A 26059-nucleotide genomic window follows, 5' to 3' on the forward strand; every position below is an offset into this window, starting at 1 on the left:
TTCACATGCAGAACGCTCCTAGTGGCACCATGGGCCGCATGGATGTTGCGAGTAGGAACAATGTCGTGGTCACCGGGCGCGAGGACGGGCCGGTGATGATGCTGGCGCACGGCTTCGGCTGTGACCAGAACATGTGGCGACTGGTCCTGCCCGCGCTGGCCGAGCACTTCCGCGTGGTGCTGTTCGACTACGTCGGCTCCGGCTCCTCCGACGTGTCCGCGTGGAGCGAGGAACGCTACGGCACCCTGGACGGCTACGCCCAGGACGTGGTGGACATCTGCGAGGAGCTCGACCTGCGGGACGTGACGTTCGTGGGGCACTCCGTCAGCTCCATGGCCGGCGTGCTGGCCGCGGCGCGGGCCGAGGAGCGGTTCGCGAAGCTGGTCCTGCTCGTGCCCTCCCCTCGGTACATCGACGACGGTGACTACAAGGGCGGCTTCAGCGCCGAGGACATCGACGAGCTGCTCGAGTCACTGGATTCGAACTATCTGGGCTGGTCGGCGACTATGGCGCCGGTGATCATGGGCAACCCGGAGCGGCCGGAACTGGGGGAGGAGCTGACGAACAGCTTCTGCCGCACCGATCCCGACATCGCGCGTGTCTTCGCCCGCACCACCTTCCTCACCGACAGCCGGCCGGAGCTGGCCTCGGTGAGGGTGCCGACGCTGGTCCTGGAGTGCTCCCAGGACGTCATCGCCCCGCAGGGCGTCGGCGCCTACGTGCAGGCGTCCATCCCCGGCAGCCGCCTGGTCACGCTGGACGCGACCGGTCACTGCCCGCAGCTGAGCGCACCCGAAGCCACCGCCGAGGCCATCGTCACCTTCGCGGCGCCGCGAAGGTGATGTGCCGCACGGACCAGGATCCGGAATCGCGCAAGCACACGGAACAGGGCCCGGAGAGCAACGGGACGACGAAAGACGTGCGTCCGTCCGACGCGGCGTTCAACGCGCTGCTGGAGGACGACGTAGAAGACCTGTACGAGAACTCCCCGTGCGGTTATCTGTCCACCCTCCTCGACGGGCAGATAGCCAAGACCAACACGACCCTGCTGCGCTGGCTGGGCCGTACCCGCGAGGAGACGGTCGGCCGGCTGTACTTCTCCGACCTGCTCACGGTCGGGGGAAGGCTCTACCACGAGACCCACTTCGCACCTCTCCTGCGCATGCAGGGCGAGGTCAACGGCATCGCCTTCGAGCTCAAGGCCGCCGACGGGTCCCGCCTGCCCGTCCTCATCTCCTCCAAGGTGAAGAAGGGCAGCGACGGACAGGCCCTGCTGATCCGCACGACGATCGTCGACGCCCGGGACCGCCGCGCCTACGAGAACGAGCTGCTCCGCCGCCGCCGGGAGTCCGAGGAAGCCCGCGCGGAGACCGAACGGGCCCGCCGGGAGGCCGAGCGCGACAAGGAGCGCCTGCAGAGCGTGCTGGCCGTCCTGCAGCGCAGCCTCGTCCCGCCCTCGCTGCCGCAGGCGCCCGGGATGCAGACGGCCGCCTACTACCACACGGCCTCCACGGACCAGCTCGGCGGCGACTTCTACGACGTGTTCGCGCTGGGCGACGGCCGCTGGGGCTTCTTCCTCGGCGACGTGTGCGGCAAGGGTCCCGAGGCGGCGGCGGTGACCTCGCTCACCCGCTACACGCTGCGGGCCGCCGCCATGCACGACCCCGACCCCGTCGCCGTACTCAAGACCCTGAACACCGTCCTCCACCAGCACTACATCCGGGGAGACCCCCGCTACTGCACGGCCATCTTCGGCACGCTGACCCCGCACGACGCCGGCGTGACCGTCCGCCTCGCCAGCGGCGGCCATCCCCCCGCGATCCTGATGCGCGCCGGCACCGACGCCGAGTACCTGCCCACTCCGGGCGGTCTGCTCGTGGGAATCCTGCCCGAAGCGCCCTTCAGGGACGTCACCCGCGAGCTGACGCCGGGGGACACCCTGCTGCTCTACACCGACGGCCTGACCGAGGCACGGATCGGTCCCGAGGGCGCGCGGTACGGCGACGAGGCACTGCTCGAATTCACCTCGGGCCTGGCACCCGCCAGTCCCGACAAGGCCGTATCGGCCGTCACCACTCTGCTGGAGAGTTTCGGTGACGGTCTGGACGACGACACCGCCGTCCTCGCGATCGGTATCCCCGCACCCACCACGACCGACGAAGAACAGACGTGACAGATCTGACTGCCATCACCCGGAACACCCCGGCCGGACCCGTGATCACCGTCAACGGCGATCTCGACCACCACAGCGCCGGAACGCTGCGCGAGACCATCCGCGACCTGACGCTGCAGCCGGGCCAGCTCCTCGTCCTGGACCTGCAGCGCCTGGCCTTCTGCGACTCCAGCGGCATCTCCGTCTTCGTCGCCGCGCACCGCCAGGTCCTGGCCGCCCGGGCCCGCATGGCACTCGTCGCAGTCCCCGCGATGATCATCCGGACCCTCGGAATCGTCGGCCTCGACCAGGTCCTCGACATCCACCCGGACCTCGACCACGCGGTCAGGTCAAGCTCCGCCTGACGCGCTGAGGCGACCCGGGGTCACCGGTCAGAGCCGGGTGAACGGCTCGGCGTACCCGAAGGTGCCGTGCAGCGCGGGCTCGTACGCCGACAGGGTGCGCACCTGGAAGTGCGTGCCCCAGGCGGGGTCCGGCGGGGCGATCCGGTGGTCCGTGCCGGTACGGAAGCCGTATCGGGAGTAGTACTCGGGGCTGCCGAGCAGGGCGACGAGTGACTCGCCGAGCGCGTCCGCCGCACCGAGCACGGCGTGCATGAGCGCGAGCCCGACCCCCCGCCGCTGATGATCGGGACGGACGCTGAGCGGACCGAGACCGAGAGCCGGCGCAGCGCCGACGTGACCACGCGTGCAGACCACATGGCCGATGACCTCCTCGCCGTCGTCCGTCGCCACGAGCGACAGCGCGGGCAGCCAGCCGTCGCAGTCACGCAGGGCGTCGAGGAGCGTCACCTCCACGGGGACCGGTGTGTCCGGCTTGGCGAAGGCGGCGGCCGTGACGGCACGGACGGCGGGAATGTCGGCGGGAACCTCACGTCGGATCAGCACCGGCACAGTCTGTGGCAGCGGGTAACCGGGGCGCAAAGCGATTAGGCACTCACCCGCCCGGCGGAGCGGCGCGCGGGTGAAACGGTGACCCGGGCCGGCGCACCGGCACCCTGTGGCCCACCCGGTGACACCCCGGCGCCTGACCCTCCCTCATGTCGTCGCGCGCACTGCCGCCTTGGATGGGGTATGCTCGATCTTGAGCGCGCAGCCGATTCTCTCGGTGCCGCGTCTCGCGTCGATGGTCCAAGGAAAGGCGCCCCGCTTCCTGCGGGGAGATGCAGGTGCAAGGCCTGCTCGGCGCTCGACTGAACCCCATCCCGGTCCTCCGGGGTGGGGTTCTTCGCGTGCCGGGAAGCGAAATTCTCCGTGCGAGCGGCCCGCGCCCCGCTCCGCGGCCCGCCTTCCGCCCGCACCGCCGCCCGGCGCGGGGCGGTCCAGCGCACGCGGCAGCCGCTGGGACGCAGGGCGGCACACCGCCGCTTCGGGGGTCAGGGGGACTGTCTGCCGGTGGCGCCGTCGGTGAGGGCGAGCAGGACCGTGGTGCGCTTGCCCGCCGGGGCCGGCTGCACGTCGTACTGCAGACAGACCGCCAGGACTATCTCCAGCCCGTGCTGGCCGATGCGGGCGGGATCGGGCTCGCGGGGGGTCGGCAGGGCCGGGGCGCCGTCCCATACGGTGATCTCCAGGCTGTCGTCGACGACCCGCAGATCCAGCCGGGACGGGCCGGGGGCGTACCGGCAGGCGTTGGTGATCAGTTCGCTCACGACCAGTTGCGTCATGCCGAGCGCCCGGGGTGAGAGGGGTACGCCGTGGTCCACGTGCACGCGGTTCAGATAGGCGGTGGCGAAACGCCGGGCGGCACCGATGCAGCGGGTGTCTCCGTCGTACGCGGCGCACGCCGCCGGGGCGGAACGTGCACGCGAAGCCCTCTGTTCGCTGTAGTGCGCGGTCTGGTCCATATGGTCGCCTCGCGTTGCCTTGGTCACATGGCCCCGTTGGACGCGTACCCCTGAAGCGTGCCTCCACGTGACTGTCTGGCCGGTCTTTCGCCTCGGCGGCGAGGCCCCGGATCGGTCCAGGCTGATGGTGAGATTAACAGGCGGCCGGTTGACACCAGTGCGACAGTTCCGTTTGCGTGGACGCAGCATCAGCGGATCCGCCGCTGGAGACGATGAGGGAGATGGCATGAGTGCCGCCCGTCTGGTCATCTCCCGCCACGTCACCCCACAGGGCGTGAGCGTTCTGAAGATGGCTGGAGAGATCGATTTCCACACGGTGGGGGAGTTCCGCGAGGCGCTGGCCGACCGTGCGAACGCCCCGCGGCACTGCACGGTCGTGGACTTCAGCGGGGTCACCTTCATGGACTCCAGCGGGATCAACGTCCTGGTGGCCGCGCACCGCGACGCGACCGCGGGCGGCGGCTGGCTCCGGCTGGCCTGCCTGCCGGTCGGCGTCCACGACGTCCTGCACATCGTCGGCCTGGACGAAGTGCTTCCGCTCTACCCGACGCTCGACCTCGCGCTGACGCTCTGAGCCCCGACTGGCGCGCGGGTCCAAGACGGACACTGCTGCCGCCGCCGCGGAAGTGCCGGGACGGCGGAGGCCGCCTCCCGCACCGGGGCGCCCGCCGTCCCGGCCGACGGACCAGGACGGCGGACGGAAGCGGGGCGCGGTGCCGGTGGGCGCGCCCGGCCCCGTGCACCGCCAGGGTGGGCGCCGCGATCAGTCGGACCGGAGGTTGTCCAGCGTCGACTTCGTGTCGGTCTTGAGCCAGCCCGCGACATCGGTGACCTCGGCCGGTGTCGCGCCGTAGGAGGACGCGTAGGCGCTCCAGCTCATCTGGTACGTCATCCAGCCGTCCCGCACGGCGAGGATGACCGACCTGCTGCCGCTGGTCGAGGAGCCGGACGTGGTGTCCTGGGTGACGAGATAGGCCTCGTCGCCGAAGCCGCTGACCTTGTCCACCTCGTAGTCGTCGTAGCGCTGGTCGTACTCGGACCACAGCGCGGTGAACTCGGCGGCGGGGTCCGTCTCCCTGTGCAGGTCCATCTGGACCGAGAGGTACGCGTCCGAGTAGGACGAGGTGGAGGACTTCTTCAGGGAGATGCTGCAGTAGCTCTGGTCCAGAGCGTCGGTCTCCAGGGAGTTGTGGGTGGGGGAGGAGTCCTCCTCGGTGTACTCGGTCCTGACCGACGAGTAGTCGACCGCGGAGCAGAGATTGGCCTTGGACCGGTACCCCGCCAGATCCGGCGTGTCGCCGTCGCCCAGGTCCAGCAGGAACACCCCGCCGGCCCACAGGGCGGACGCGATCAGCGCCCCCACCGCCGCCCACGCGAAGGCGTGCCCCGCCGTGCCCCTTCCTCCGCCCGGCGGTGGCGCGGCGGGCTGGACGAAGCCCGGCCCGCCGTAGGGGTGGTGCTGTGCCGGCACGGAAGCGGGAGGCGGCCCGAAGCCGCCCGGCTGCTGGAGGGTCGGGTCGGGCTGGGCGGCAGGTCTGGGCGGTGCCGCCTGCCGCAGGGTTTCCGGCTGCCCTCCGGGTGCGGGCTGCGGCGCGGGCACGGTGGGGCTGCCCCCGCTGCCGGTGTCGGCGGGCGGGGCCGGCTGGGCTTGGGGATGGGCCTGGGCCGGAACGTCGTCGGGCCGGTCCTTCATCATTTCGCTCCTTCTCCGTGGTCGGTGGAGATGCACTGAGCCCGGGGTGTGACTCCTCGGGCTGCGTCGCCCGCCGTCGCGCGGACGCGGTCGGCAAGGTCGGGACGGGCGGGGATCGGACCGGCTCGGACGGCGGAGAACATCTCCGGTGGGCTTCGGGACCCGGTGACGGAGCCGGGGTACAACAGGCGCAGATCGCTCAACCAGGCGATTCTAGAGGGAAGTTCGCCAGGAAGCCGCGTTCCGGAACTGTTCGCCCGCGGTACCGCCCACGCCCCTCGGGCACCCGTCCCGTACGGAACCAGGTCCTTGGCAGGGCAGTGAACGATCCGGCCGGGATGGCGCCGGAGCGGGCCGGGCGGGAGAGCCGGGGACGGAACCGGTGAGGCGGGAATGCGACGGCCGGAGGTGCTGTTACACCCCACAGCTGACATGCGCGAGTCAAGAACCGCGGATGTGGGCGGAAGGAGGACCCTCATGGCACGCACCAGCGAGCGCCCCGTCGTCACCCTGAGGTCGACGGCCGGGACCGGCGCCACCTATGTGACGCGCAAGAACCGCCGGAACGACCCCGACCGGCTCGTACTGCGCAAGTACGACCCGGTGGCCGGCCGGCACGTCGATTTCCGGGAGCAGCGCTGAACCACGGCCGGCGCGAGCACGCGAACAACCCCGAGGAAGGACACCACATGAAGCCCCGCATCCACCCCGAGTCCCGCCCGGTCGTCTTCCGTGACCGCGCCGCGAACGTGTCCTTCCTGACCCGTTCGACCGCGCAGTCCGCCAGGACCGTCGCATGGGAGGACGGCAACACCTACCCGGTGATCGATGTCGAGATCTCGTCGGCCAGCCACCCGTTCCACACCGGGAACTCGCGGGTGCTGGACACCGCCGGCCGTGTGGAGCGCTTCGAGCGCCGCTACGGCCGCGCGGCCGCGGCCCGCCGCTGACCGCCGACCCGGAGCCGGGCGAGCGGCCCAGCGCTGACCGCCCGCCCGGCTCCGGGCGAGCAGGAGGAGAGCAGAGCGATGAAGGTGCGCAGGTCCCAGCGCTCACTGAAGTCCCTTCCCGGGGCTCAGGTGGTCCGCCGACGCGGCGCCACCTTTGTGATCAACAAGAAGAATCCGCGCTTCAAGGCCCGCCAGGGCTGACGCCGGTCCGCACAGCCCGGATCGACGGTCCGGGGCGCCCGTGACGGAGTGCCTGAACCCAGCAGGGTTCAGGCACTCCGTCATTCCCGCGGATCCCGCACACCACGCACCACCCACCCGGCAACTCCCGCCGAGCGCCCCCGAGGTGCGGACGTGATCGCGTTGCGCGCGGGAGTCGTTCTGCGATCACATCCGCGCACTGGTCACCGAGGCGGTACTCCAGTACGGAGCCGCACGCGTCGCCCGCTGCCTGAGCGTCGACACCGGCGACGAGGAACCGGGCGCCGGCCCTCGCGGCCGCCATGAGCGCCTGCCGCCCCTCGCGGGGAGACACCGCGTCCGCGGCACCCGTGGCACAGGACGCGCGACGGCGGGACGCACGCCGGGACCCGCGGCGTGTGTGCGCGGCCGCGGGTCCCCCGGCGGTCCGCTCAGCCGGTGGCGCAGGTCTTGCCGCTGAGGCTGAACGCGGTCGGAGCGGTGTTCGTGGCTCCCTTGGCGCCGGTGAAGCCGACGGTGACGGATCCCTTGGCGGGCACGGTGGAGGTGTAGGCGGCGGGGGAGACGCTCACCGCGCCGCCGTTCTGGGTCGGGGTGCCTCCCCACATGTTGGTGACGGTCTGGCCGTTGGCGAAGGCGAAGGCGAGCGTCCAGCCGTTGACGGCGGTGGTTCCGGTGTTGCGGACGACGATCTCCCCCTGGAAGCCGCCGGGCCACTCGTTGACCACGCGGTAGCCCACGGAGCAGCTCACGCCGGGTGTGCCGCCGTCCTTGTCGGTGGTGACCTTCACCGTCGCCGAGCGGGCGGAGCGGTTCCCGGCCGCGTCGCGGGCGTACACGGCGAACGTGTAGGCGGTGTCCGGGGTGAGACCGGTGACGGCGGCGGTGTTGGTGGCGGAGGCCGCGACCGCGGACTCGGTGTCGCCGCTGACGCGGACGATGTCGTAGCCGGTGACGCCGACGTCATCGGTGGCGGCGGCCCACTTGAGAGTGACGGAGGTGGCCGTCACGGCCGAGGCGGTCGGGGTGCCGGGGGTGGTCGGGGCGTGGGTGTCGCCCTGGCTGCCGCTGTAGACGGTGGCTTCCCGGGAGGTCTGGAGGATGCCGTTGGCGCCGTGGAAGATGCGTTCGCCCCAGGAACTGAGCCGGTCGGGGTCGAAGTCGATCGCCAGGTCGAGGATCGGGTCGGTGTTCCCGCTCCAGGACCAGGCGAGGTAGCCGAGCCGGAGCTGTTCGGCGGCGGCCATCATGGTGTCCTCGTCCGGGTCGCCGTACTGGTCGGGCGGCCCGCCGAACTCGCCGATGAGCAGGGGCAGTCCGGCGTCGACGAAGGCGTTGAGGTAGTCGGTGACCTTCTGCGCGGTGTTGTAGACGCTGTACATGTGGATGGAGAAGATCAGATCGCCGGTCGGGTCCGCGTCGTAGACGGACTGGGCGTTGGCGCGCATGACGCCCTGCCAGTCCTGGCCCCAGTTGGGCGCGTCGACCATGATCGTGTGCTTCAACCCGGCGTCGCGGAGCTTGTGGACGGCGGCGATGGTGGGCGCGGTCCAGCCGGCGGGGTCGGTGTTGCCCCAGGGCTCGTTGCCGATGTTGATGATGACGTGGTTCTCTTCGCCCTCGAGCACCTCTTTCAGGCTTGTCCAGTAGTCGGCTGCCTGGTCCAGTGAGGCGGCCGCGCTCTCCTCGCCGTAGCCGGTGGTGTCGTGGACCTCGAGTACGCAGATGAGCCGGTTGGCCTTGCACCGGGCGATGACGGCGGCCACGTCCGCGGCACTGTTCCTGGTCCAGCGGTGGCCGTTGGACAGGACGACGCGGACGGTGTTGGCGCCCAGCGCCTTGACGTCGGCCAGTGACTGCGTCTCACCCGGATACCAGGTGTGGGCGTGGTTGACGCCGCGCATGACGAAGTCGTTGCCGTTGCCCTCCAGGAGGCGGCCGTCACTGATGTGGAGGCCGGTGGCGAGGGTGCCGGCCGGCTGGGTCTGCGCCCGGGCGGGGACCGGGTTGAGCGCACCGAGCAGGACGAGGCCGAGCACAGCGGCCAGTCCGGTCAGCAGTGCCTTGACGACGTTCCTTCGTGCCGTTCTTCTTGTCGGTCTCACTGCGACTCCAGGGAGTAAGGATCAAGAACCAGAGCACCGGCCCATGTGTGGGAGCGCTCCCATGAAGCCACTCGGTCAGGGTCACGTCAAGATGTCGCGCACGGGTGACGGGACCGCGGGCGTGCGCCGAGGGTGTCGGCACAGGGAACTGCCGGGCCCGCTTCCGCTGGTACCGGGGCCCGTGCCCGGCCAGGCCCGCGCGCCCGGGGCTTCCTAGAATTCGCCCGTGACGAACAGAACGGGACCGCGACGAGGCCGCAGGCCGGGAAGCCCCGACACCCGGGCGGTGATCCTCACCGTCGCGCGGCGCCGTTTCCTCGAGGACGGCTATCACGCGGTCACCCTGCGGTCCGTCGCGGCCGAGGCCGGGGTCGACCTGGCACTGATCAGCTACTACTTCCGTTCCAAGAAGGGGCTGTTCGGAGCCGCGCTCGCGCTGGGTGCCAACCCGGCCGAGGTCCTCGCCCGACTCCTCGACGAAGGAGACCTGAGCACGCTGCCGGAACGGGTCGTGCGCCAGGTCGTCGCCGTCTGGGACGATCCGGTGTCCGGTCCGCCGTTGCTGGCGATGCTGAGGAGCGCGGCCGCCGACCAGGCCGTCGGAGAGCTGCTGAAGGAGGCCGTGGAGCGAGAGATCGTCGACCGGATCGCGGCGCTCCTGCCCGGGAGGGACGCGCGGCAGTACGCGGGCGCCTTCACCGCCGTGGTCGCCGGACTGATCACCACCCGCTACCTGCTGCGCCTGGAGCCAATCGCCTCCATGAGCGCGGAGGACGTGGTCCGTCGGGTGGCACCGCAGGTGCGGCTGGCCCTGCGCGGTTCGCCGCGCCCGCCTGCCGCGGCGCGTCGTGTGCGATGACCGTTTCGGCACGCCTGCGATGCCGTCTCCGGCATGCGTCGTGGGCGATGACCGTTCCGCACGCCTTCCGCACGCCTTCGGCGCGCCGTCTCCGGCCGCTGTACTCGAAGTCGCGCGGCGCGTCCGCCGGACGCGGGCCGCCCGACGCCGGTGCCGCGCCTGTACGGAAGCCGGCCGGTGCCTCCCCTGTACGGAAGCCGGCCGGTGCCGCGCTTGTACGGAAGCCTCCCCTGCACGGAAGCCGGCCGGTGCCTCCCCTGTACGGAGCCGGCGCCGGGCCGAGCGGGAGAGACGCCGGCCACGACTTCACCGGTACGAGTGCTGCTCCGGCGAGGTGGCCGTGCCGGAACTCCCCTCGGCAGCAACGGACTTCGCGTCCTGATCGGACGACGAGTGGCGACCGGGTGAACGGAGCAGCACGGCGACGGCGAGGGCTGCGAGCGCGGCTGCCGCGGCGGCACCCAGGAGCGCGACGCGCATGCCGTCGGTGAACGCGTTCGTGGCCGGGCCGGCGACCGCGTCGCCCATGGTGTGCGCGGCGGCGAGGGAGGACCGGGCGGCCTCCACCGCGTGCTGTGGCAGACCGGGCAGTTCGAGCCGGTTCCGGTAGGCCGCGCTGAGCAGGCTGCCGAGGACGGCGATTCCCAGTGCCCCGCCGAGTTCACGCGCCAGGTCGTTCATTGCGGACCCGATGTTCTGCAGGGAGCGGGGCAGCGCGTCCATGATGCACGTCGTGGCAGGCGTCATGGCCAGCCCCATGCCGGCGCCGAGCGGTACGAGACCGGAGGCGATGAGCCAGTACGGGCTGGACGCGTCCAGCCGGGACAGGACCCCCATGCCGGTCGCCACGGCCACCAACCCGGCCGTCCACGGTCCGCGGAGACCGAACCTGGCCACCAGACGAGGTGTGGCCCGGGCGAGCGGGATCAGGCACACGGCCATCGGCAGCATCGCCACCGCCGCCATGAGAGCGCTGTCGCCGCGCACCAGTTGCAGGTACTGCATCATCACGAAGATGAAGCCGAAGAAGACGAAGAACTGGAGCGTGATGGACAGCGTGCCCGCGGTGAAGTGCCGGTTCAGGAACAGCCGGGGGTCCAGCAGAGGATGCCTCTGGCGCAGTTCGAAGAACACGAATCCGGCCAGGACCAGCAGGCCGAGCGCCATTCCGCAGAGCGTCGTCACGCTGCCCCAACCGCGGGTCGGAGCCTCGATCACCGAGTGGACGAGGACGAACAGTCCCAGGACCGCTAGGAGTGCGCCGCCGATGTCGAGGGGCGGCTGGTGCGCCTCGGCCGACTCGGGCACGTACAGCAGCGTCCCGACCAGGGCGGCCAGCGCCAGCGCGACGTTCAGCAGGAACACCGAGGGCCACGACCAGGTCTCCAGCAGCGCACCCGTCGCGAACAGGCCCACGAGTGCGGCGGCTCCCGCCACAGCGGCCCAGACGCTGACCGCGCGGGCCCGCTGAGCACGGGGGAAGGTGCTGGTGATCGTGGACAGGGTGGCCGGCATGACCAGCGCGGCACCCGCGCCCAGCACCGCCCGCAGGCCGATCAGCATGGCCGGGTCGGTCGTCAGCGCGGCGGCGGCGGACCCGCCGCCGAAGAGGGCGAGCCCCGCGAGCAGCGCCCTGCGGCGGCCGAATCGGTCGCCCAGAGCGCCGGCGGGCAGCAGGAGAGAGGCGAAGACGAGGCTGTACGAGTCGATGATCCAGGACAGCTGGGTCTGCGTGGCGTGCGTCTCGCGGGCGAGGTCGGGCAGGGCGACGTTGAGCGAGGCCATGGCGGCGACCACGGTGCCCAGGGCGAGGCACGTGACGATGAGTACCAGTTGGTGACGTACGGCTGGAGCGGGTCCGGCGGCGTGGGCGCGCGTGGACGACATGTCGCTCTTCTTTCGTCGAGGCGTTCCGGGAGATCCCGATGTCCGGGGCTCCACAGTCGGCCGTACGCCCGCCGATTGCCACGCTGATGAATTCCAGCGACAACGGAGGGACAGCCGCTGCGGAACGGCGTCCGTCGGTATCCGGGACCGGACAGTCCTGGTGAGAAGCCCGCACCACTGCATGCGGAGGCCGGCTCCGTACGGCGGTCCCTGGGCCGTCGCTACCCAGGACCCTGACGCGCCGGGCCCACGTTGAATTCACGCGGCCGACGGTGCGGAGGCCGGCGGCGGCACGGACCCGGGCCCCCGCGCGGGTTCAGGGCTTCCCCGAAGATGTCCTGGCGAGCGAGGACCGTCCGTTCCACCGGACCTGAGCGTCCTGAGCTCCGCAGGGCGCGGACTGCCCGTCGGCCGGCCGGGGTGCGGTGGTGTTGTCAGAACCCTGGCCCGGGAAGCTACCTGCCGGTATACAAGCGGCGTAAGCCTGTGGGGCGGGAGTTCTCCATGTCACGGCGGCACGCACACATGCGTGCCGCCGTGGAGCACTGCCGGTCCTCAGCGCACTGTCACCGCTTCAGGGGAGGGGCACGATGGATCACGACCAGCACGAGGACGGCGCCGCGCCGAGACGGCGGCGGGCCGTCGCACTGGGGGCCGCTCTCGGCAGCTGCGCCCTGGTGGCAGGTCTCGCTCCCGCCGCCTCGGCCACGTCCGGAGGAGGGCACTCCCCGCACCGGACGGACTATGTCGCGCTCGGTGACTCGTACACCTCCGGTCCGCTGATCCCGCGTCAGGTCGACGCCAACTGCGCCCGCTCCGACAGCAATTACCCCTCGCTCGTCGCTGCCGCCCGCGAGGTATCCACATTCACCGACGTCAGCTGCGGTGGTGCGACGACCGAGGAGATGTGGAAGGCGCAGGGGACCAACGCGCCCCAACTGAACGCCGTGCGACGCGACACCGACCTGGTGACCGTGCAGATCGGCGGCAACGACATGGGCTTCGGCTCCATCATCGGCACCTGCGCCGCCCTCAGTTCGAAGGACCTGGCGGGAAATCCCTGCCAGCAGTACTACGGTTCGTCCGGCACCGATCAGCTCACACTCAACATCCTCCAGACGGCGCCCAAGGTCGCCCGAGTGCTGCGAGCGGTGCACGCCAGGGCGCCGCACGCGCGCGTGGTCCTCGTCGGCTACCCCGATCTGCTGCCCGAGGACGGGAGCGGGTGCTACCCGTCCGTTCCGTTCGCGGCGAAGGACTTCCCCTACCTGAGGGACACCGGCAAGAGGCTCAACCTGATGCTGCGCACGGTGGCGCTGCTGAACCGGGCCGAGTACGTCGACACGTACAAGGCGACCATCGGCCACGACATGTGCAAGGCGCCCGCCGACCGCTGGATCGAGCCGCTGCGCCCCGCAGCGCCCGCAGCGCCCGCGCACCCCAACGCGAAGGGGATGGAGGCCATGGCGGGAGCGGTGCTGACGCGTCTGGGCAGGCACGGGGGACACGGCTGACCGCCTGCGGGCGAGCGGGGCGCCTCCCACGGCGCCCGCTCCCCGGCAGGCGCGTTGTGCGCGGGGGATTCCCTCGGTGGCACCAACTAGGTACCATCGAGGTATGCCATCGCTCAACGTGTCCTTCACCGAAGAGGAGCTCAGGGGCGTCCGGGCCGCCGCCGCGGCTGCCGGCAAGAGCCTCAAGCAGTACCTGCACGACCTCGGGGTGCGGGAGATGCAGCGCAAGCAGTTCGTCGACGGCGCGGGCGTGTGGGCGGAGCGGTTGCGCGGCGAGTTCGACGCCGCGTTCCCCGACGAGGTGCCGCCCTCCGAGCGACGTGACGGCGCTGCGGCTGCCTGATGCACTTCTACGTTGACGTTGCCTGGCTGCTCGACGTCCAGGAGACCGCGCTCCTGAGCGAGGACATGTCCGTCGCGGACTACTCCGCCCTGGTGGCGGCGGTCGCCCGGCACCGGACGAAGCTGCCGACGCTCGCCGCGGCCGACCCGGACACCGCGTGGCGGGCGGCGGCGCTGATGCACACCATCGTGCGCCTGGAGCCGCTCCCGCACCGCAACAGCCTGTTCGCGGCTTTCGTCGCCGCCCAGTACATGGATCAGTCCGGAGAGGGCATCGACCCGCCCTACGGCGCTCTGTCCGACCTCGTGCGCAAGATCCGTGACACCCGCCTCGGGATTCTCGCCGTCGCCGAACAGCTGCGCTCCTGGAAGGTCTGAGTCCTCGGCCTTGGGGTGTCGTTGCCGTCGCGGGACGCCGGGGAGTGTGCCCGGCCCCTCGCTCGGCAAGGGGCCAGGCGTCGTCAGCGTTCGGCAGGGCGGTCCAGCAACCCGGTGACGTGCTCACGGACCACCTGCCAGGCCGGGGCGTGCAGGGCGCCGACATCCGTACGGGCCAGCGCCTCGACGACCTCTTCGGCCGTGGTGCCGATGTCGTAGGCGGTGCTGTCGCCGAGCACCTCGTAGCCGTCACGGACGGCGACGCGGACACGGGCGCGTCCGCCACCCTCGGCGTGCACCGCGGCGGCGACGACCAGGGGCGGCGCTCCGCCCGCTTCGCCCTCCAGCTTGCGGTAACCGCTCACCACAGGCTCGCGCCAGCGCAGGCCGAGCAGCAGGGGACGCTTGCTCACCAGCTCGGTGAGGTCGGTCTCGTACGCCCCGTCCGGTGTCAGTACGCGTGCGCGGGCGTCCAGGACGAGCGCCGCCGGCAGCAGGCAGCGCAGCGTGCTGCCGACGATGTTGCCGCCGACCGTGGCGGTGCGGCGTACGGCACCGGTCCCCACCGATGCGGCAGCCCGGCGCAGCACCTCCGGGACCCGGTCGCCGATCCGGTGCAGCACGACGGCCGCGCCCAGCGCGTCGCGTTCGACCACGGTGGCTTCGGGCAGACTGCTGAGCGACATCGCCAGGTCGGGGAAGCCGTCCCGCTGCCAGGTCGCCCAGACCAGCGTCGCCCCGCCCACCGGCACAGCTCCCTCGGCCAGACACTTCTGCGCTTCGGACACGGACGTGGGCAGACGCAAGTGCACGGCAACCGACCTGCTTTCCTGTGACGGGGAGTAGGGGAGAGGCGGGATCTCGGCCACGTGGCGTCGACGTGGCGCATTCTGCCCAGGTCTGCGGGGGCGCGTACAGGGCTCATCACGTCACCGTGCGCGCCCCTCCCGCAGGGACGTACACGGTGACGCGCTGCCGGGCCGGAGTGCGTGTCGGGGAGACGTATCCGCCTGCGCCGACCGCGGGTGGCTGACGCCGTCGGCGAGACCGCAGGAAGCCGATCCTGATCTGCTCACCGGCGTGCGCGCCGTTCACGTCGCTCACCCGGCGCGCGCGTGCTGCGCCGACGCGCGCGTCCGGCGCCGGTATCGCGTTCGACCGCACCGGTGTCCCTCCCGATCTCGCCGACGCGGACCTGGGCGAACGGCGCCCGGCCGTCCAACCGCCCAGCCCCGGCATCCTGCATCCGCTGACCGCACGGACGCCGTCGCCGCGACGCCGGTCCGGCTCACGAAGGTCGCCCGCCGAACTGCCAGTTGTGGACCTCGACGGCGGCGTACCGGTCCGCGGCCAGGACGCTTCGTGCCGTGTCCGGATCCGGTGCCCGGACCAGCGCCGCGGTGCCGAGGCCGGTGGTGCCGTCGTCGGACAGCAGGGGTCCGTACGCGATCAGCTCCTCGCGGTCGGACGGCACGGCGAGGTCGACGGCGTCCTGCTCGGGGCCGAGGCCGAGTACCAGGTACCGGTTTCCGCCGGTCCGGCCGCCCGGGAAGTCCCACATCGTGCGCCCCAGCACGTTGCGCCAGCGGCGCAGCAGTACGTCCCGGTACACGCCGGCCTGGTAGTTGGGCTCCTCGAAGGCGAACGCGCGAGCCGCGGCCGGATCCGGCAGGTCGACCATGTGCACGCTGCCGGTGGGCAGCTCACCGTCGTCGGTGAGCGTCGGGCCACGGGCGATCATCTCGGCGGCGTACTGGTCCATGTAGGACCAGTGCGCTTCCAGCAGCCTGTCGCGGGCGGCGACGGAACCAGGACGATCGCGGTGGAAGCAGAAGAACTCCATGACCCGACTCTGTCCGACACGGGACGGCAACTCAACGGACTTTGCCACACGGCGTCCATCGAGGAGCAGCGTCTCGGTCCGCACGGCCGAGTGCGAGGCGTCGGTCGGTCGAAGAGGCCGCCCGGCTGGCGGCGGAGACGACGTGGGCAGTAAATCGAACACATGCTCTAATGAGTCCATGACGCGCAGATCCTTCCCGCCCGACCTGGTCGAACTGCATCTGGCCTACGTCCGCACCTATCGCGCCTTGGCCGGCCCGCGGTCCGATCGCACCGCACAGCTGCGTCGGGACCTCGTCCGGCTGCACGCGCAGGTGCTGCACCACCCGTACTGGTCGAACTGGTCGGGCCGGCCGTCGGCGGGATGGGCGTCCATGCGGCAGCAGCTCCGGGCCGAGGCCGGTACCCGCCGGGAGGCGCCGTGAGGCGTGGCGGCGGAGGCGGTGGGCCGCGCTCTCGGCCGCTTCGTCAGGGGCGTCGTCCGCGCCCGGCGTGGCGCGGCGGCGGCCCTGCTCTTGGCCGCCAGTCCGTCCGGTAGGTGCCGGGTGCGGACGCGGCGCCACGGTTCCAGTGGTTCCGGCCGCTGCACGGCGAGGTCGGAGCGCTGCGGGAAACCGCTGGAGCCCGCCACCGGATTCGGTGGCGGGCTCCTCGGCACCATGAGTGCCGCGGTACGTGCGATTGGGTGAGTCACCCGGCTCAACGCGTGGAGAGCATGCCCTCACGCAGGTGGGCCAGCGTGCGGGAGAGCAGCCGCGACACGTGCATCTGGGAGACGCCGAGACGCTCGCCGATCTGCGACTGGGTCAGCTCCTCGACGAACCGCATGTGAATGATCTGCCGGTCCCGCTCGTCGAGCTCGGCGATCATCGGGGCGAGCGCGTGGAAGTCCTCCACCAGCTCCAGGGAGGCGTCCTGGGTGCCGATGAAGTCGGCCAGCGCCGTCTCGCCGTCCTCGTTGCCGCCGATGGCGGCGTCCAGGGAAGCGGAGTTGTAGCCATTGGCCGCCAGCCGCGCCTCGATGACCTCCTCCTCCGGCAGGCACATCAGCTCGGAGAGTTCCTTCACCGTGGGAGTGCGGCCCAGTCGGCTGCGCAGCTCCTCGGTGGCCTTGGCCAGCTGTACGCGCGCCTCCTGCAGGCGGCGCGGGACATGCACGGCCCAGCTGGTGTCGCGGAAGAACCGCTTCATCTCACCGACGATGTAAGGCACGGCGAAGGAGGTGAACTCGACTTCGCGCGTCAGCTCGAACCGGTCGATGGCCTTGATCAGGCCGATCATGCCGACCTGGACGATGTCCTCCATCTCCTGTTCCCCGCGGCTGCGGAAGCGGCCGGCCGCGTAGCGGACAAGAGACATGTTCATCTCTATCAGCGTGTTACGGACATACTGGTAATCCGCGGTGCCCTCTTCGAGCACTGCGAGCTGGTCGAAGAACTGCCGCGAAAGCTCACGCGCGTCTCTGGGTGCGACCTTCTGCGGGTCCGCGATTTCCGGCAGCCCAGCCATGCCCGCGTCGGTCCTGCTAGCCGTCATTACCGTCATTGTGATGCCCTCCCTAACGAATCGGCCCCCCATGTGCCCCCTGTGGGCCGACGACCCGCGCTTACCCCGGGCCTCGCCAGACATGCGTGTCTCGCGCGGAAGATTTTGAACGGGCACCGCTCCGCCGCGGGGCCGGCCGTCCGGCGGGCCGCCGCCGGGGACCAGGCGGGCCGGGTCGACCGGCCGACTCTCGGGCGGAGTTGGGGATGCCGAGTCCGTCTGTTCCGTCCGCTCGGGCGGACGGGCCACGGCTGACTCGGCGGGTCACCGACGGCCGGGGGCGGCAAGCGGCCGGGCCCGCCGGAGCGGAGAGCTCCGGCGGGCCCGGGAACAGAACCACCTACATGGTGTCCTGCTGGTCAGAGACGACCGCCGGTGAGGCGGGAGAGCGGTCCCCGCTGCCGCAGGCCGGCACGCCGACCCACGGTGTAGGAGCAGAGGACCACGGTTGCGGTCCCCGCGCCCGCGGCGGCCGCCGCGACCTTCCTGGCCTTCAGAAGGGCCCAGGCCGGTCCGGCCTTGCCGACCGTCTGCTGGGCGGCGGACGTGACGGTGCTCTGCACCGTCTTGGCGGCCTCCCTGGCCTTCTCCGACGCCGCACCACCGATGCTCACCAGCTTTTCCTTGCTGCCGCGGCCCGCGGCGCCGGCTGCTTCCCCGGCGCCCTTGGCCGTCTCGGTGGCAAACTGCTGTGCCTCCTTCGTCGGTGCCGAGGCTCCGTCGGTCACGGTGTTGTTCGCCACTCGCGCGTTCGCCGTCGGCGACTGTCCGTTCGTCGTCATGTTGCTCGTTCCAGCCATACCGCTCGGTTATCCGGCTCATCCATCGGCAAACCGGTAACTCCCGAGCGGCTGCAACTCGCGTACGCGGCAAGCCGATCGTCGACCTCGGAAGGGCTGCTTCATCGAGTACCGCGCGCCGGAGGGGAGGCTGCGGATCTGTCGGCCCGTCAGCGCCTCCTTAAATGTAATGCTATTTGCCTAAACGTCTTAGGTAGCTGCATGATGGGCTGCGAAAGGAAGGGGGTGGCATGGTGCGCGTCGGACTGACCGCGGAACGGCTGACCCGGGCGGGAGCCGAACTGGCCGACGAGGTCGGGTTCAACCAGGTGACCGTCTCAGAACTCGCCAGGCGGTTCGACGTCAAGGTCGCGAGCCTGTACTCCCACGTGAAGAACTCGCAGGATCTGAAGACGAGGATCGCCCTGCTGGCCCTGGAGGAACTCGCCGAACGGGGCGCCGCGGCCCTGGCCGGCCGAGCCGGGAAGGACGCCCTTCGCGCGTTCGCGAACGTCTACCGTGACTACGCCCGTGAGCACCCCGGTCGCTACGCCGCCGCCCAACTGAGGCTCGACGCGGAGACGGCCGCCGCCAGTGCCGGCGTCAGGCACGCGCAGATGATGCGGGCGATCCTGCGCGGCTACGACCTGACGGACGTGGACCGGACGCACGCGGTCCGGTTGCTGGGCAGTGTCTTCCACGGCTACGTCAGCCTGGAGGCGGGGGGAGGGTTCAGCCACAGCAGCCCCGACTCGGAGGAGTCCTGGTCACGGATCCTCGACTCCCTCGACACCCTGCTGCGGAACTGGACCTGACGCCGCCGGTGCCGACCCCCGCCGCCAGAAGTGGCGGTGAGCAGCAGGAAACGGCAGGACAGGCGCAGCCCACAAGACTCACCCGGCAACAGGTTGATCCCATGAACTTCCCGCACCACTGGACCACCACCCCGGTCACCGCGGAACTTCTGCGTGGCGCCCTGGAACTGGAGCCCACCGAACACGGTCTGCTGCCGCACCGGCTGCCCGCGCGCGCCCGCGCCCAGTGCCCCGACGGTCAGTTGGCCCAAGCAGAGGCTCAACCCTCCGGCGTTCGCCTGGTGTTCCGTACGCGCGCCACGAGCGTGGAGCTGGACGCGCTCCGCACGAGGACGGCGTACCGGGGCGCCCCGCCGCGCCCCGACGGCGTCTACGACCTGCTCGTCGACGGCCGACTGGCCGGACAGGCGAGTGTCACCGGCGGGAACGTCCTGTTGGTGGACATGGCCACCGGAGTCACGGAAACCCTGCCCGGCCCGGTCGGCACCGTCCGGTTCACCGGCCTGCCGGACCGGGCCAAGGACGTCGAGATCTGGCTGCCGTACAACGAGATCACCCGGCTCGTCGCCCTGCGTACGAACGCCGCTGTCGAAGCCGTGTCGAGGGCGGGCCGCCCCGTGTGGCTGCATCACGGCAGCTCGATCAGCCACGGATCCGACGCGGCGAGTCCGAGCACCACCTGGCCGGCGCTCGCCGCCTCCCTCGGCGGTGTGGAACTGATCAACCTCGGTCTGGGAGGCGGCGCCCTGCTCGACGCGTTCACCGCCCGCACCCTGCGCGACACCCCCGCGGACGTCATCAGCGTCAAGATAGGGATCAATCTGGTCAACACCGACGTGATGCGCCTACGGGCCTTCACCCCGGCCCTGCACGGCTTCCTCGACACCGTCCGCGAGGGGCACCCCGCCACACCACTGCTCGTCGTCTCGCCCATCCTGTGCCCCATTCACGAGGACACCCCCGGGCCGAGCGCCCCGGACTTCAGCGACCTGGGCGCGGGCAGGCTCCGGTTCCGGGCCGCCGGGGACCCGGCGGAACGGGCCGCCGGGAAACTGACCCTGAACGTCATCCGGGACGAGCTGGCCCGCGTCGTGAAGCAACGGGCGACGGACGACCCGCACCTGTACCACCTGGACGGACGCGACCTCTACGGCGAGGCGGACTTCGCCGAACTGCCGTTGCCGGACCGGCTCCACCCCGACGCAGCCACCCACCGCCGCATCGGTGAGCGCTTCGCCGCCCGGGCCTTCGGCGCGGGGGGACCGTTCGGCACCGACCGCGCCTGAAGGTTCGACACGCGCCCGAGGCGCGACTCCACGCGCCCGAGGCGCGACTCCACGCGCCCGAGGCGCGACTTCACGCGCCCGAGGCGCCGCCACCAGACATCCGCGGGCAGAGGCCCGTACATCGCCCGACTTCGCCAGGCGGGCCCCCGTGAGCGGGCGCCGGGGCGCCGAACCCGTGATGCGCGGGTGCCTCCTGGTGCGTAATACTCGCCTCATGAACCCGAGCATTACGTCCAGGAACGGCGCGACCGTGATACGGCGAGCCGTGGCCCGGGACGCCAAGCGGCTCACGCGGCTCGTGCGCGGCTCGCGCGCCTACGAAGGGCAGTACGCGGCGATGGTCGCGGACTACCGTGTCGGGCCCGACTACATCGAGGCGCACCGCGTCTTCGTGGCCGTGGGCACCGACGACGCCGCGGGCCCCGTACTCGGGTTCTACTCGCTCGTCGTGGCCCCGCCGGAACTCGACCTGCTGTTCGTCGCCGACGGTGCACAGGGGCGCGGCATCGGGCGACTGCTCGTGGCACACATGCGGTCCGAGGCCCGCGCGGCCGGACTCGACCGTGTGCGCGTGGTGTCCCATCCTCCCGCCGAGGGCTTCTACCAGGCCGTGGGCGCGCTCCGCACCGGGACCGTGCCCGCGAACCCGCCCGCCGTGGCCTGGGACCGGCCCGAGCTGGAGTTCCTCATCCGGTAGGGTCCACCCACCCACAGCCTCGACCGGACGGGACCGCACACCACGTCCGCGCTGTGTCTCTCCGCACAAATCCCCCGTCCGGCAACTGACTTGTCGCGGACCGGCCCATTGGTCCCGCTGAGCGGCGATCCCGGGGGTACCCGCTCGGCATGACTGTTTATGGACTGCACGCCTCGCACGAACAGATCCCGCCCGCGGATCTGCTCGACGCCGTGGTGCACGCCGAACGGGCGGGATTCACCGCCGCCATGTGCTCGGACCACTTCTCACCGTGGAGCATCCGCCAGGGTGAGTCCGGATTCGCCTGGTCGTGGCTCGGCGCCGCCCTCCAGGCCACCGAACAGATGCCGTTCGGCGTGGTGAACGCCCCCGGCCAGCGCTACCACCCGGCGATCATCGCCCAGGCCGTCGCCAGCCTCGCGTCGATGTACCCGGGCAGGTTCTGGGTGGCGCTCGGCAGCGGTGAGGCCTCCAACGAGCACATCACGGGCACCGGCTGGCCCCGCAAGGACATCCGCAACGCACGGCTGCGGGAGTGCGTCGACGTCATCCGCGCCCTGCTGCACGGGGAGGAGGTCAGCCACGACGGCCTGGTGACCGTGGACCGGGCCCGGCTGTGGACCCGGCCGCCCGTCGTGCCGCCGCTGATCGGCGCCGCGTGCAGCACCGCCACCGCGGCCTGGTGCGCCGAATGGGCGGACGGCCTGATCACCGTCAACGCGCCACGGGAGAAACTGCGGGAGATCACCGGCGCGTACCGCGACGCCGGCGGCCGCGGCCCGCTGCACCTCCAGGTGCACCTGAGCTGGGCGCCCGACGAGGACGAGGCCCTCGCGCTGGCGCACGACCAGTGGCGCAGCAACGTCCATGCGCCCCCGGTCAGTTGGGACCTGGACTCCCCGGAACTCTTCGACATCGTCAGTGAGCACGTCACCCCCGAACAGGTCGCCCGCACGGTCAACGTCTCGTCCGACCTGGGCCGGCACACCGCCTGGCTCCAGGAGTACGCCGAACTCGGTTTCGACACCGTGATGCTGCACCACGTGGGCCGCGAACAGGGCCCCTTCATCGACGCGTTCGCGGCCGAGGTGCTGCCGCGGCTCGACGTCACCCGCCCCCTTCCCGCCACCGCGAAGGAGTACCGATGCGTCTGACCCGCACGTCCGACCTGTGGTGGAAGAACGCGGTGGTCTACTGCCTGGACGTCGAGACGTACCAGGACGGCAACGGGGACGGGATCGGCGACTTCGCGGGTCTCACCCAGCGCGTCGACCACCTGGTGCGCCTCGGCGTGACCTGCGTCTGGCTGATGCCCTTCTACCCGACGCGGGAGCGCGACGACGGCTACGACATCACGGACTTCTACGGTGTCGACCCCCGCCTCGGCACCCTCGGCGACTTCACCGAGTTCGTCCGCACCGCGCGCGACCGGGGCATCCGCGTCATCGCCGACCTCGTCGTGAACCACACCTCAGAGGACCACCCCTGGTTCAAGGACGCCCGCTCCAGCCGGGACTCCGCGCACCGCGACTGGTACGTCTGGCAGGACGAGCCCCCCGAGGACGGTCCTGAGGGCGTGGTTTTCCCCGATGCGGAGGACAGCCTGTGGGAGTACGACGAAGGCAGCGGCCAGTACTACCTGCACCGCTTCTACAAGCAGCAGCCCGACCTCAACGTCGCCAACCCCGCGGTGCGCGACGAGATAGCCCGCGTCATGGCGTTCTGGACGCAGCTCGGCCTGTCCGGCTTCCGCGTCGACGCCGTGCCCTTCCTGCTGGAGACGGACGGGCAGGACGACGCCGGGAAGCTGCCCGACCCGCACGAGTACCTCGCCGACCTGCGCGCCTTCCTCGGCCGCCGCAACGGTGAGGCCGTGCTGCTGGGTGAGGTCAATCTGCCGTACGACGGGCTCACCCGCTTCTTCGGCGACCCGGCCTCCGACCGCGGCGACGAACTCACCATGTGCTTCGACTTCGTCGGGATGCAGCAGATGTACCTGTCGATGGCCCGCGAGGACGCGGGCCCGCTGGCCGCCGCGCTGGGGGACCGACCCGCCGCCCCGCGCGACGCCCAGTGGGCCACGTTCGTGCGCAACCACGACGAACTCACCCTCGACAAGCTGAGCGACGACGAACGCGCCGAGGTCTTCGCGGCCTTCGGCCCCGACAAGGACATGCAGCTGTACGACCGCGGACTGCGCCGCAGGCTGCCGCCCATGGTCGACGGCGACCGCCGACGCATCGAACTCGCCTACAGCCTGCTGTTCACCCTGCCGGGCACTCCCGTGCTGTTCTACGGCGAGGAGATCGGCATGGGCGAGAATCTGGCCGCCGAAGGACGCCAGGCCGTACGGACGCCCATGCAATGGACACCGGAGACCGGTGCCGGTTTCTCCACCGCCGAACAGGACGCCTTCCCCAATCCGCTCGTCGAGGGCGCGTTCGGACCGCAGCAGGTGAACGTGTACGAGCAGAGCCGCGACCCCGGCTCGCTGCTGAGCCGCATCCGGCTGTTCGCCGAGCGCTACCGGGAGGCTCCCGAGCTGGCCTGGGGCGACCACAGCCTCGTGGAGACGGGGGAGCGCGCCGTCCTTGCGCACCTCGGCTGCACCACCGATGGGAAGGTCCTGGCCGTGCACAACTTCGCGGGCGAGCCGGCCACCGTAGGGCTGAGGCTGCCCGAAACCGGCCCCGGGGACAGGCTGACCGACCTCCTCGACGAGGGGCACAAGGGGCTCACGGTGGCCGAGGACGGGCTGCTCAGGGTCGAACTGCCCGCCTACGGGTACCGGTGGCTGCGCCTCGGTACCTCCGCGGACGACCCCGAAAGGGTCGCGACCGACTGACACCGAGCCCGCCGGGAAGTCTCCTGGGGTGACCCCAGGGCTCCCGGCGGCCGCCCGCGCCGACCGGGGGTTCGAGGGCACGGCACGACCAGGCCATACGTACAGCCCAGCACAGGGAGAAGCCGGTGGACTCAGCCCGTACCCGCACCTCCTGGTGGCGCGACGCCGTCATCTACCAGGTGTACCTGCGCAGTTTCGCCGACGGGAACGGCGACGGGACCGGTGACATCACCGGACTGCGACAGCGTCTGCCCCACCTCGCCGGGCTGGGCGTCGACGCTTTGTGGATCACTCCCTGGTATCCGTCCCCGATGGCCGACGGAGGGTACGACGTCGCCGACTACCGGGACATCGACCCGCTCTTCGGCACGCTCGACGACGCGCAGGCCCTGCTCGACGAGGTACACGGGCACGGTCTGCGCCTGATCATCGACATCGTGCCCAACCACACCTCCACCGCCCACGCCTGGTTCCGCCAGGCGCTGGCCGAGGGGTCCGGCTCCGCGGCCCGGGAGCGGTACATCTTCCGCCCCGGCCGCGGTCCGGAGGGCGAGGAGCCGCCCAACGACTGGCGCAGCGTGTTCGGCGGGTCCGCCTGGACGCGGATCACCGAGCCCGACGGCTCGCCCGGCCCGTGGTACCTGCACCTGTTCGCCCCCGAGCAGCCCGACCTGAACTGGGACAACCCGGAGGTCCGCGCCGAGTTCGAGTCGGTGCTGCGCTTCTGGTTCGACCGGGGCGTGGACGGGGTGCGTATCGATGTCGCCCACGGCCTGGTCAAGGCTCCCGGCCTGCCCGACCTCGGCTCACTGGACGGCAAGCTGCTCGAAGGCGCCCGCCGCGAGGACCACCCGCACTGGGACCGCGAGGAGGTGCACGCGATCTTCCAGGGCTGGCGGGCCATCGCCGACAGCTACGCCGACCCCCGCGTCTTCGTCGCCGAGGCGTGGACGGGCGCGCCCGAACGGCTGGCGCGCTACGTGCGCCCCGACGAACTCCACACCGCCTTCAACTTCGACTACCTGATGACGCCGTGGCGCCCGGAGCGACTGCGACACGTGATCGACCGGTCCCTGGAGGCACTGGGCGAGGTCGCCGCCCCCGCCACCTGGGTGCTCTCCAACCACGACGTGGCCCGGCACGTCTCCCGCTACGCGCGCCCCCAGCCCGACGGGCCGCTGCGTTCGCTGTCCGACCTCACGGACCCCGCGGACCTGGACCTGGGCACGAAGCGCGCCCGCGCCGCCGCACTGCTCACCCTCGCCCTGCCCGGCAGCGCCTACCTCTACCAGGGCGAGGAACTGGGCCTGTGGGAGGTCGAGGACCTCCCCGAGGAACTGCTCCAGGACCCCACCTGGCTCCGCTCCGGGCACACCGACCGGGGCCGCGACGGCTGCCGTGTCCCCCTGCCGTGGAGCGGGGACACCCCGCCGTTCGGCTTCGGACCCGAAGCCGGTGGTTCGGGGACGTGGCTCCCGCAGCCGGAGGCGTGGAAGGCACTGACCGTCGCGGCCGAGGAGGGAGATCCCTCCTCCATGCTGGAGCTGTACCGCGAGGCACTGCGCATCCGCCGCGCGGAGCCCGCTCTGGGAGACGGGACGCTCTCCTGGCGGAGTGCCCCCGACGACGGGCTGCTCGACTTCCGCCGCGAGCCCGGTTTCCGCTGCGTCGTCAACTTCTCCGCGGCGCCGGCGGACCTCCCCGCCCACGGCACCGTGCTCCTGGCCAGCGGCCCCCTGGAGGACGGCCGCCTCCCGTCCGACACGGCGGTGTGGCTGACGGACTGACACGGGGGCGCCGACTCGGACGCCGCTGCCGGAACCCGGGTCAGGCGGCCGCTGCGAACGCCGCCGTGATGGCCGTGTCGACGCGCGCGTGGATGACCATCCGGGTGCCTCCGGTGTCGCCGTTCGCCTCCAGCAGCCGCCGTGCCGGTGCGCTGTCGGTGGCGACGGACATGACGACGCCGAGGTGGTTGCACATGTGATGTGCCCTGATGACGGCGCTGACGGCGGCGCTGGTGGCCGCCTGGCCGTCGAGCGTGATCACCACCGGGTACTGCCGGTAGGTGTGCACGAGGTCGCTGATGGCCAGCGCGAGTGCCGCGCGTTCGTCGGTGTCCAGATCCGAGCGCAGCCTGATCACCAGAACTCCGCCCTCGATCGTGTGGGACAGCAACACGTCCTCCCCCTTCAGTCTGCTCACCGCTAAGCCTTCGGCCTCCGGGTGCCCAGCACCGCCATGGTCATGCCCGCGATGTCGACGGGTCGTGGGCAGACACGATCACGAACGGACGGTGGCG

Annotated in this window: 28 protein-coding genes; 18 read left to right on the forward strand and 10 right to left on the reverse strand. The window is 71.3% G+C overall.

The features are described 5' to 3' along the window. Nucleotides 1-38 precede the first annotated feature (38 nt). The 3 genes from AC0ZLC_RS04045 to AC0ZLC_RS04055 are packed head-to-tail and all read left to right on the forward strand — an operon-like array spanning nt 39 to nt 2517. Nucleotides 39-842, forward strand: coding sequence for an alpha/beta fold hydrolase (locus tag AC0ZLC_RS04045; protein WP_476750468.1), 804 nt, complete (start codon nt 39-41; stop codon nt 840-842). Continuing rightward, nucleotides 842-2173 carry a PP2C family protein-serine/threonine phosphatase gene (locus tag AC0ZLC_RS04050; RefSeq protein ID WP_476750469.1) on the forward strand — a complete coding sequence of 444 codons (1332 nt, stop codon included), beginning with the start codon at nt 842-844 and terminating at the stop codon, nt 2171-2173. The genes AC0ZLC_RS04045 and AC0ZLC_RS04050 overlap by 1 nt, the downstream gene beginning before the upstream one ends. Beyond that, nucleotides 2170-2517 carry an STAS domain-containing protein gene (locus AC0ZLC_RS04055; RefSeq protein ID WP_476750470.1) on the forward strand — a complete coding sequence of 116 codons (348 nt, stop codon included), beginning with the start codon at nt 2170-2172 and terminating at the stop codon, nt 2515-2517. Before AC0ZLC_RS04050 ends, AC0ZLC_RS04055 begins: the two co-directional genes overlap by 4 nt. A gap of 27 nt (nt 2518-2544) precedes the next feature. Here AC0ZLC_RS04055 and AC0ZLC_RS04060 read toward each other — a convergent pair whose 3' ends face one another. Both AC0ZLC_RS04060 and AC0ZLC_RS04065 read right to left on the reverse strand, forming a co-directional pair. Beyond that, on the reverse strand, nt 2545-3060 hold the full coding sequence (locus AC0ZLC_RS04060) for a GNAT family N-acetyltransferase (protein ID WP_476750471.1): 516 nt from the start codon (nt 3058-3060) through the stop codon (nt 2545-2547). A 488-nt stretch (nt 3061-3548) separates the two neighbouring features. After that, on the reverse strand, nt 3549-4019 hold the full coding sequence (locus AC0ZLC_RS04065; RefSeq protein ID WP_476750472.1) for an ATP-binding protein: 471 nt from the start codon (nt 4017-4019) through the stop codon (nt 3549-3551). Between the two features lie 226 nt (nt 4020-4245). Between AC0ZLC_RS04065 and AC0ZLC_RS04070 the strand changes: the two genes are divergently transcribed. Further along, nucleotides 4246-4593 carry an STAS domain-containing protein gene (locus AC0ZLC_RS04070; RefSeq protein WP_476750473.1) on the forward strand — a complete coding sequence of 116 codons (348 nt, stop codon included), beginning with the start codon at nt 4246-4248 and terminating at the stop codon, nt 4591-4593. Between the two features lie 189 nt (nt 4594-4782). Here AC0ZLC_RS04070 and AC0ZLC_RS04075 read toward each other — a convergent pair whose 3' ends face one another. Then, on the reverse strand, nt 4783-5715 hold the full coding sequence (locus AC0ZLC_RS04075) for a hypothetical protein (protein ID WP_476750474.1): 933 nt from the start codon (nt 5713-5715) through the stop codon (nt 4783-4785). Between the two features lie 474 nt (nt 5716-6189). On the opposite strand from AC0ZLC_RS04075, the gene rpmG reads away from it, so the two are divergent. The 3 genes from rpmG (at nt 6190) to AC0ZLC_RS04090 (ending at nt 6863) form a co-directional block, all read left to right on the forward strand. Continuing rightward, a complete protein-coding gene (rpmG, locus tag AC0ZLC_RS04080) occupies nt 6190-6354 on the forward strand; it encodes a 50S ribosomal protein L33 (RefSeq protein ID WP_358853208.1) in 165 nt (54 codons plus the stop codon). A gap of 47 nt (nt 6355-6401) precedes the next feature. Continuing rightward, nucleotides 6402-6662: a type B 50S ribosomal protein L31 gene (locus tag AC0ZLC_RS04085; protein ID WP_476750475.1), complete on the forward strand. Its 261-nt coding sequence runs from the start codon at nt 6402-6404 to the stop codon at nt 6660-6662. 78 nt (nt 6663-6740) lie between these two features. Beyond that, a complete protein-coding gene (locus AC0ZLC_RS04090) occupies nt 6741-6863 on the forward strand; it encodes a ribosomal protein bL36 (protein WP_476750476.1) in 123 nt (40 codons plus the stop codon). A gap of 431 nt (nt 6864-7294) precedes the next feature. Here the strand turns inward: AC0ZLC_RS04090 and AC0ZLC_RS04095 are convergent, their stop codons facing one another. Next, nucleotides 7295-8968 (reverse strand): cellulase family glycosylhydrolase, encoded by a 1674-nt coding sequence (locus AC0ZLC_RS04095; protein ID WP_476750477.1) that lies wholly within the window; start codon nt 8966-8968, stop codon nt 7295-7297. Nucleotides 8969-9194: 226 nt separating this feature from the next. Between AC0ZLC_RS04095 and AC0ZLC_RS04100 the strand changes: the two genes are divergently transcribed. After that, the gene (locus tag AC0ZLC_RS04100) at nt 9195-9827 is read left to right on the forward strand and encodes a TetR/AcrR family transcriptional regulator (RefSeq protein ID WP_476750478.1); all 633 of its coding nucleotides are present in this window, start codon (nt 9195-9197) and stop codon (nt 9825-9827) included. A gap of 306 nt (nt 9828-10133) precedes the next feature. Here AC0ZLC_RS04100 and AC0ZLC_RS04105 read toward each other — a convergent pair whose 3' ends face one another. After that, on the reverse strand, nt 10134-11714 hold the full coding sequence (locus AC0ZLC_RS04105) for an MFS transporter (RefSeq protein ID WP_476750479.1): 1581 nt from the start codon (nt 11712-11714) through the stop codon (nt 10134-10136). A 590-nt stretch (nt 11715-12304) separates the two neighbouring features. Between AC0ZLC_RS04105 and AC0ZLC_RS04110 the strand changes: the two genes are divergently transcribed. The 3 genes from AC0ZLC_RS04110 (at nt 12305) to AC0ZLC_RS04120 (ending at nt 13948) form a co-directional block, all read left to right on the forward strand. Continuing rightward, the gene (locus AC0ZLC_RS04110; RefSeq protein WP_476750480.1) at nt 12305-13228 is read left to right on the forward strand and encodes an SGNH/GDSL hydrolase family protein; all 924 of its coding nucleotides are present in this window, start codon (nt 12305-12307) and stop codon (nt 13226-13228) included. Between the two features lie 103 nt (nt 13229-13331). Then, nucleotides 13332-13571: a hypothetical protein gene (locus tag AC0ZLC_RS04115; protein WP_358853215.1), complete on the forward strand. Its 240-nt coding sequence runs from the start codon at nt 13332-13334 to the stop codon at nt 13569-13571. Continuing rightward, nucleotides 13571-13948 carry a toxin Doc gene (locus tag AC0ZLC_RS04120; protein ID WP_476750481.1) on the forward strand — a complete coding sequence of 126 codons (378 nt, stop codon included), beginning with the start codon at nt 13571-13573 and terminating at the stop codon, nt 13946-13948. The genes AC0ZLC_RS04115 and AC0ZLC_RS04120 overlap by 1 nt, the downstream gene beginning before the upstream one ends. A gap of 83 nt (nt 13949-14031) precedes the next feature. Here AC0ZLC_RS04120 and AC0ZLC_RS04125 read toward each other — a convergent pair whose 3' ends face one another. After that, nucleotides 14032-14760, reverse strand: coding sequence for an FAD binding domain-containing protein (locus AC0ZLC_RS04125; protein WP_476750482.1), 729 nt, complete (start codon nt 14758-14760; stop codon nt 14032-14034). A gap of 476 nt (nt 14761-15236) precedes the next feature. After that, nucleotides 15237-15791: a YciI family protein gene (locus tag AC0ZLC_RS04130; RefSeq protein WP_476750483.1), complete on the reverse strand. Its 555-nt coding sequence runs from the start codon at nt 15789-15791 to the stop codon at nt 15237-15239. A 178-nt stretch (nt 15792-15969) separates the two neighbouring features. Here AC0ZLC_RS04130 and AC0ZLC_RS04135 point away from each other — a divergent pair, with 178 nt between their 5' ends. After that, a complete protein-coding gene (locus tag AC0ZLC_RS04135; protein ID WP_476750484.1) occupies nt 15970-16215 on the forward strand; it encodes a hypothetical protein in 246 nt (81 codons plus the stop codon). 274 nt (nt 16216-16489) lie between these two features. Here the strand turns inward: AC0ZLC_RS04135 and AC0ZLC_RS04140 are convergent, their stop codons facing one another. Beyond that, complete coding sequence (locus AC0ZLC_RS04140; RefSeq protein WP_476750485.1) at nt 16490-17335, reverse strand: RNA polymerase sigma factor SigF; 846 nt, start codon at nt 17333-17335, stop codon at nt 16490-16492. 359 nt (nt 17336-17694) lie between these two features. Next, complete coding sequence (locus tag AC0ZLC_RS04145) at nt 17695-18117, reverse strand: hypothetical protein (protein WP_476750486.1); 423 nt, start codon at nt 18115-18117, stop codon at nt 17695-17697. A 248-nt stretch (nt 18118-18365) separates the two neighbouring features. Here AC0ZLC_RS04145 and AC0ZLC_RS04150 point away from each other — a divergent pair, with 248 nt between their 5' ends. From AC0ZLC_RS04150 to AC0ZLC_RS04175, 6 genes are all read left to right on the forward strand, one after another. Further along, nucleotides 18366-18929 (forward strand): TetR/AcrR family transcriptional regulator, encoded by a 564-nt coding sequence (locus AC0ZLC_RS04150; protein ID WP_476750487.1) that lies wholly within the window; start codon nt 18366-18368, stop codon nt 18927-18929. A 101-nt stretch (nt 18930-19030) separates the two neighbouring features. Beyond that, nucleotides 19031-20215 carry a GDSL-type esterase/lipase family protein gene (locus AC0ZLC_RS04155; protein WP_476750488.1) on the forward strand — a complete coding sequence of 395 codons (1185 nt, stop codon included), beginning with the start codon at nt 19031-19033 and terminating at the stop codon, nt 20213-20215. A gap of 214 nt (nt 20216-20429) precedes the next feature. Then, complete coding sequence (locus tag AC0ZLC_RS04160) at nt 20430-20912, forward strand: GNAT family N-acetyltransferase (protein WP_476750489.1); 483 nt, start codon at nt 20430-20432, stop codon at nt 20910-20912. Between the two features lie 149 nt (nt 20913-21061). Beyond that, a complete protein-coding gene (locus tag AC0ZLC_RS04165) occupies nt 21062-22066 on the forward strand; it encodes a TIGR03885 family FMN-dependent LLM class oxidoreductase (protein WP_476750490.1) in 1005 nt (334 codons plus the stop codon). Then, nucleotides 22057-23757 (forward strand): alpha-amylase family protein, encoded by a 1701-nt coding sequence (locus AC0ZLC_RS04170; RefSeq protein WP_476750491.1) that lies wholly within the window; start codon nt 22057-22059, stop codon nt 23755-23757. Before AC0ZLC_RS04165 ends, AC0ZLC_RS04170 begins: the two co-directional genes overlap by 10 nt. Before the next feature lie 125 nt (nt 23758-23882). Then, nucleotides 23883-25544: a glycoside hydrolase family 13 protein gene (locus AC0ZLC_RS04175; RefSeq protein WP_476750492.1), complete on the forward strand. Its 1662-nt coding sequence runs from the start codon at nt 23883-23885 to the stop codon at nt 25542-25544. A gap of 40 nt (nt 25545-25584) precedes the next feature. On the opposite strand, the gene AC0ZLC_RS04180 is transcribed toward AC0ZLC_RS04175, so the two are convergent. Then, nucleotides 25585-25962 carry a hypothetical protein gene (locus AC0ZLC_RS04180; RefSeq protein ID WP_476750493.1) on the reverse strand — a complete coding sequence of 126 codons (378 nt, stop codon included), beginning with the start codon at nt 25960-25962 and terminating at the stop codon, nt 25585-25587. Nucleotides 25963-26059: the final 97 nt, after the last annotated feature.

The sequence above is a fragment of the Streptomyces sp. GLSS-08 genome (genome assembly GCF_056387915.1).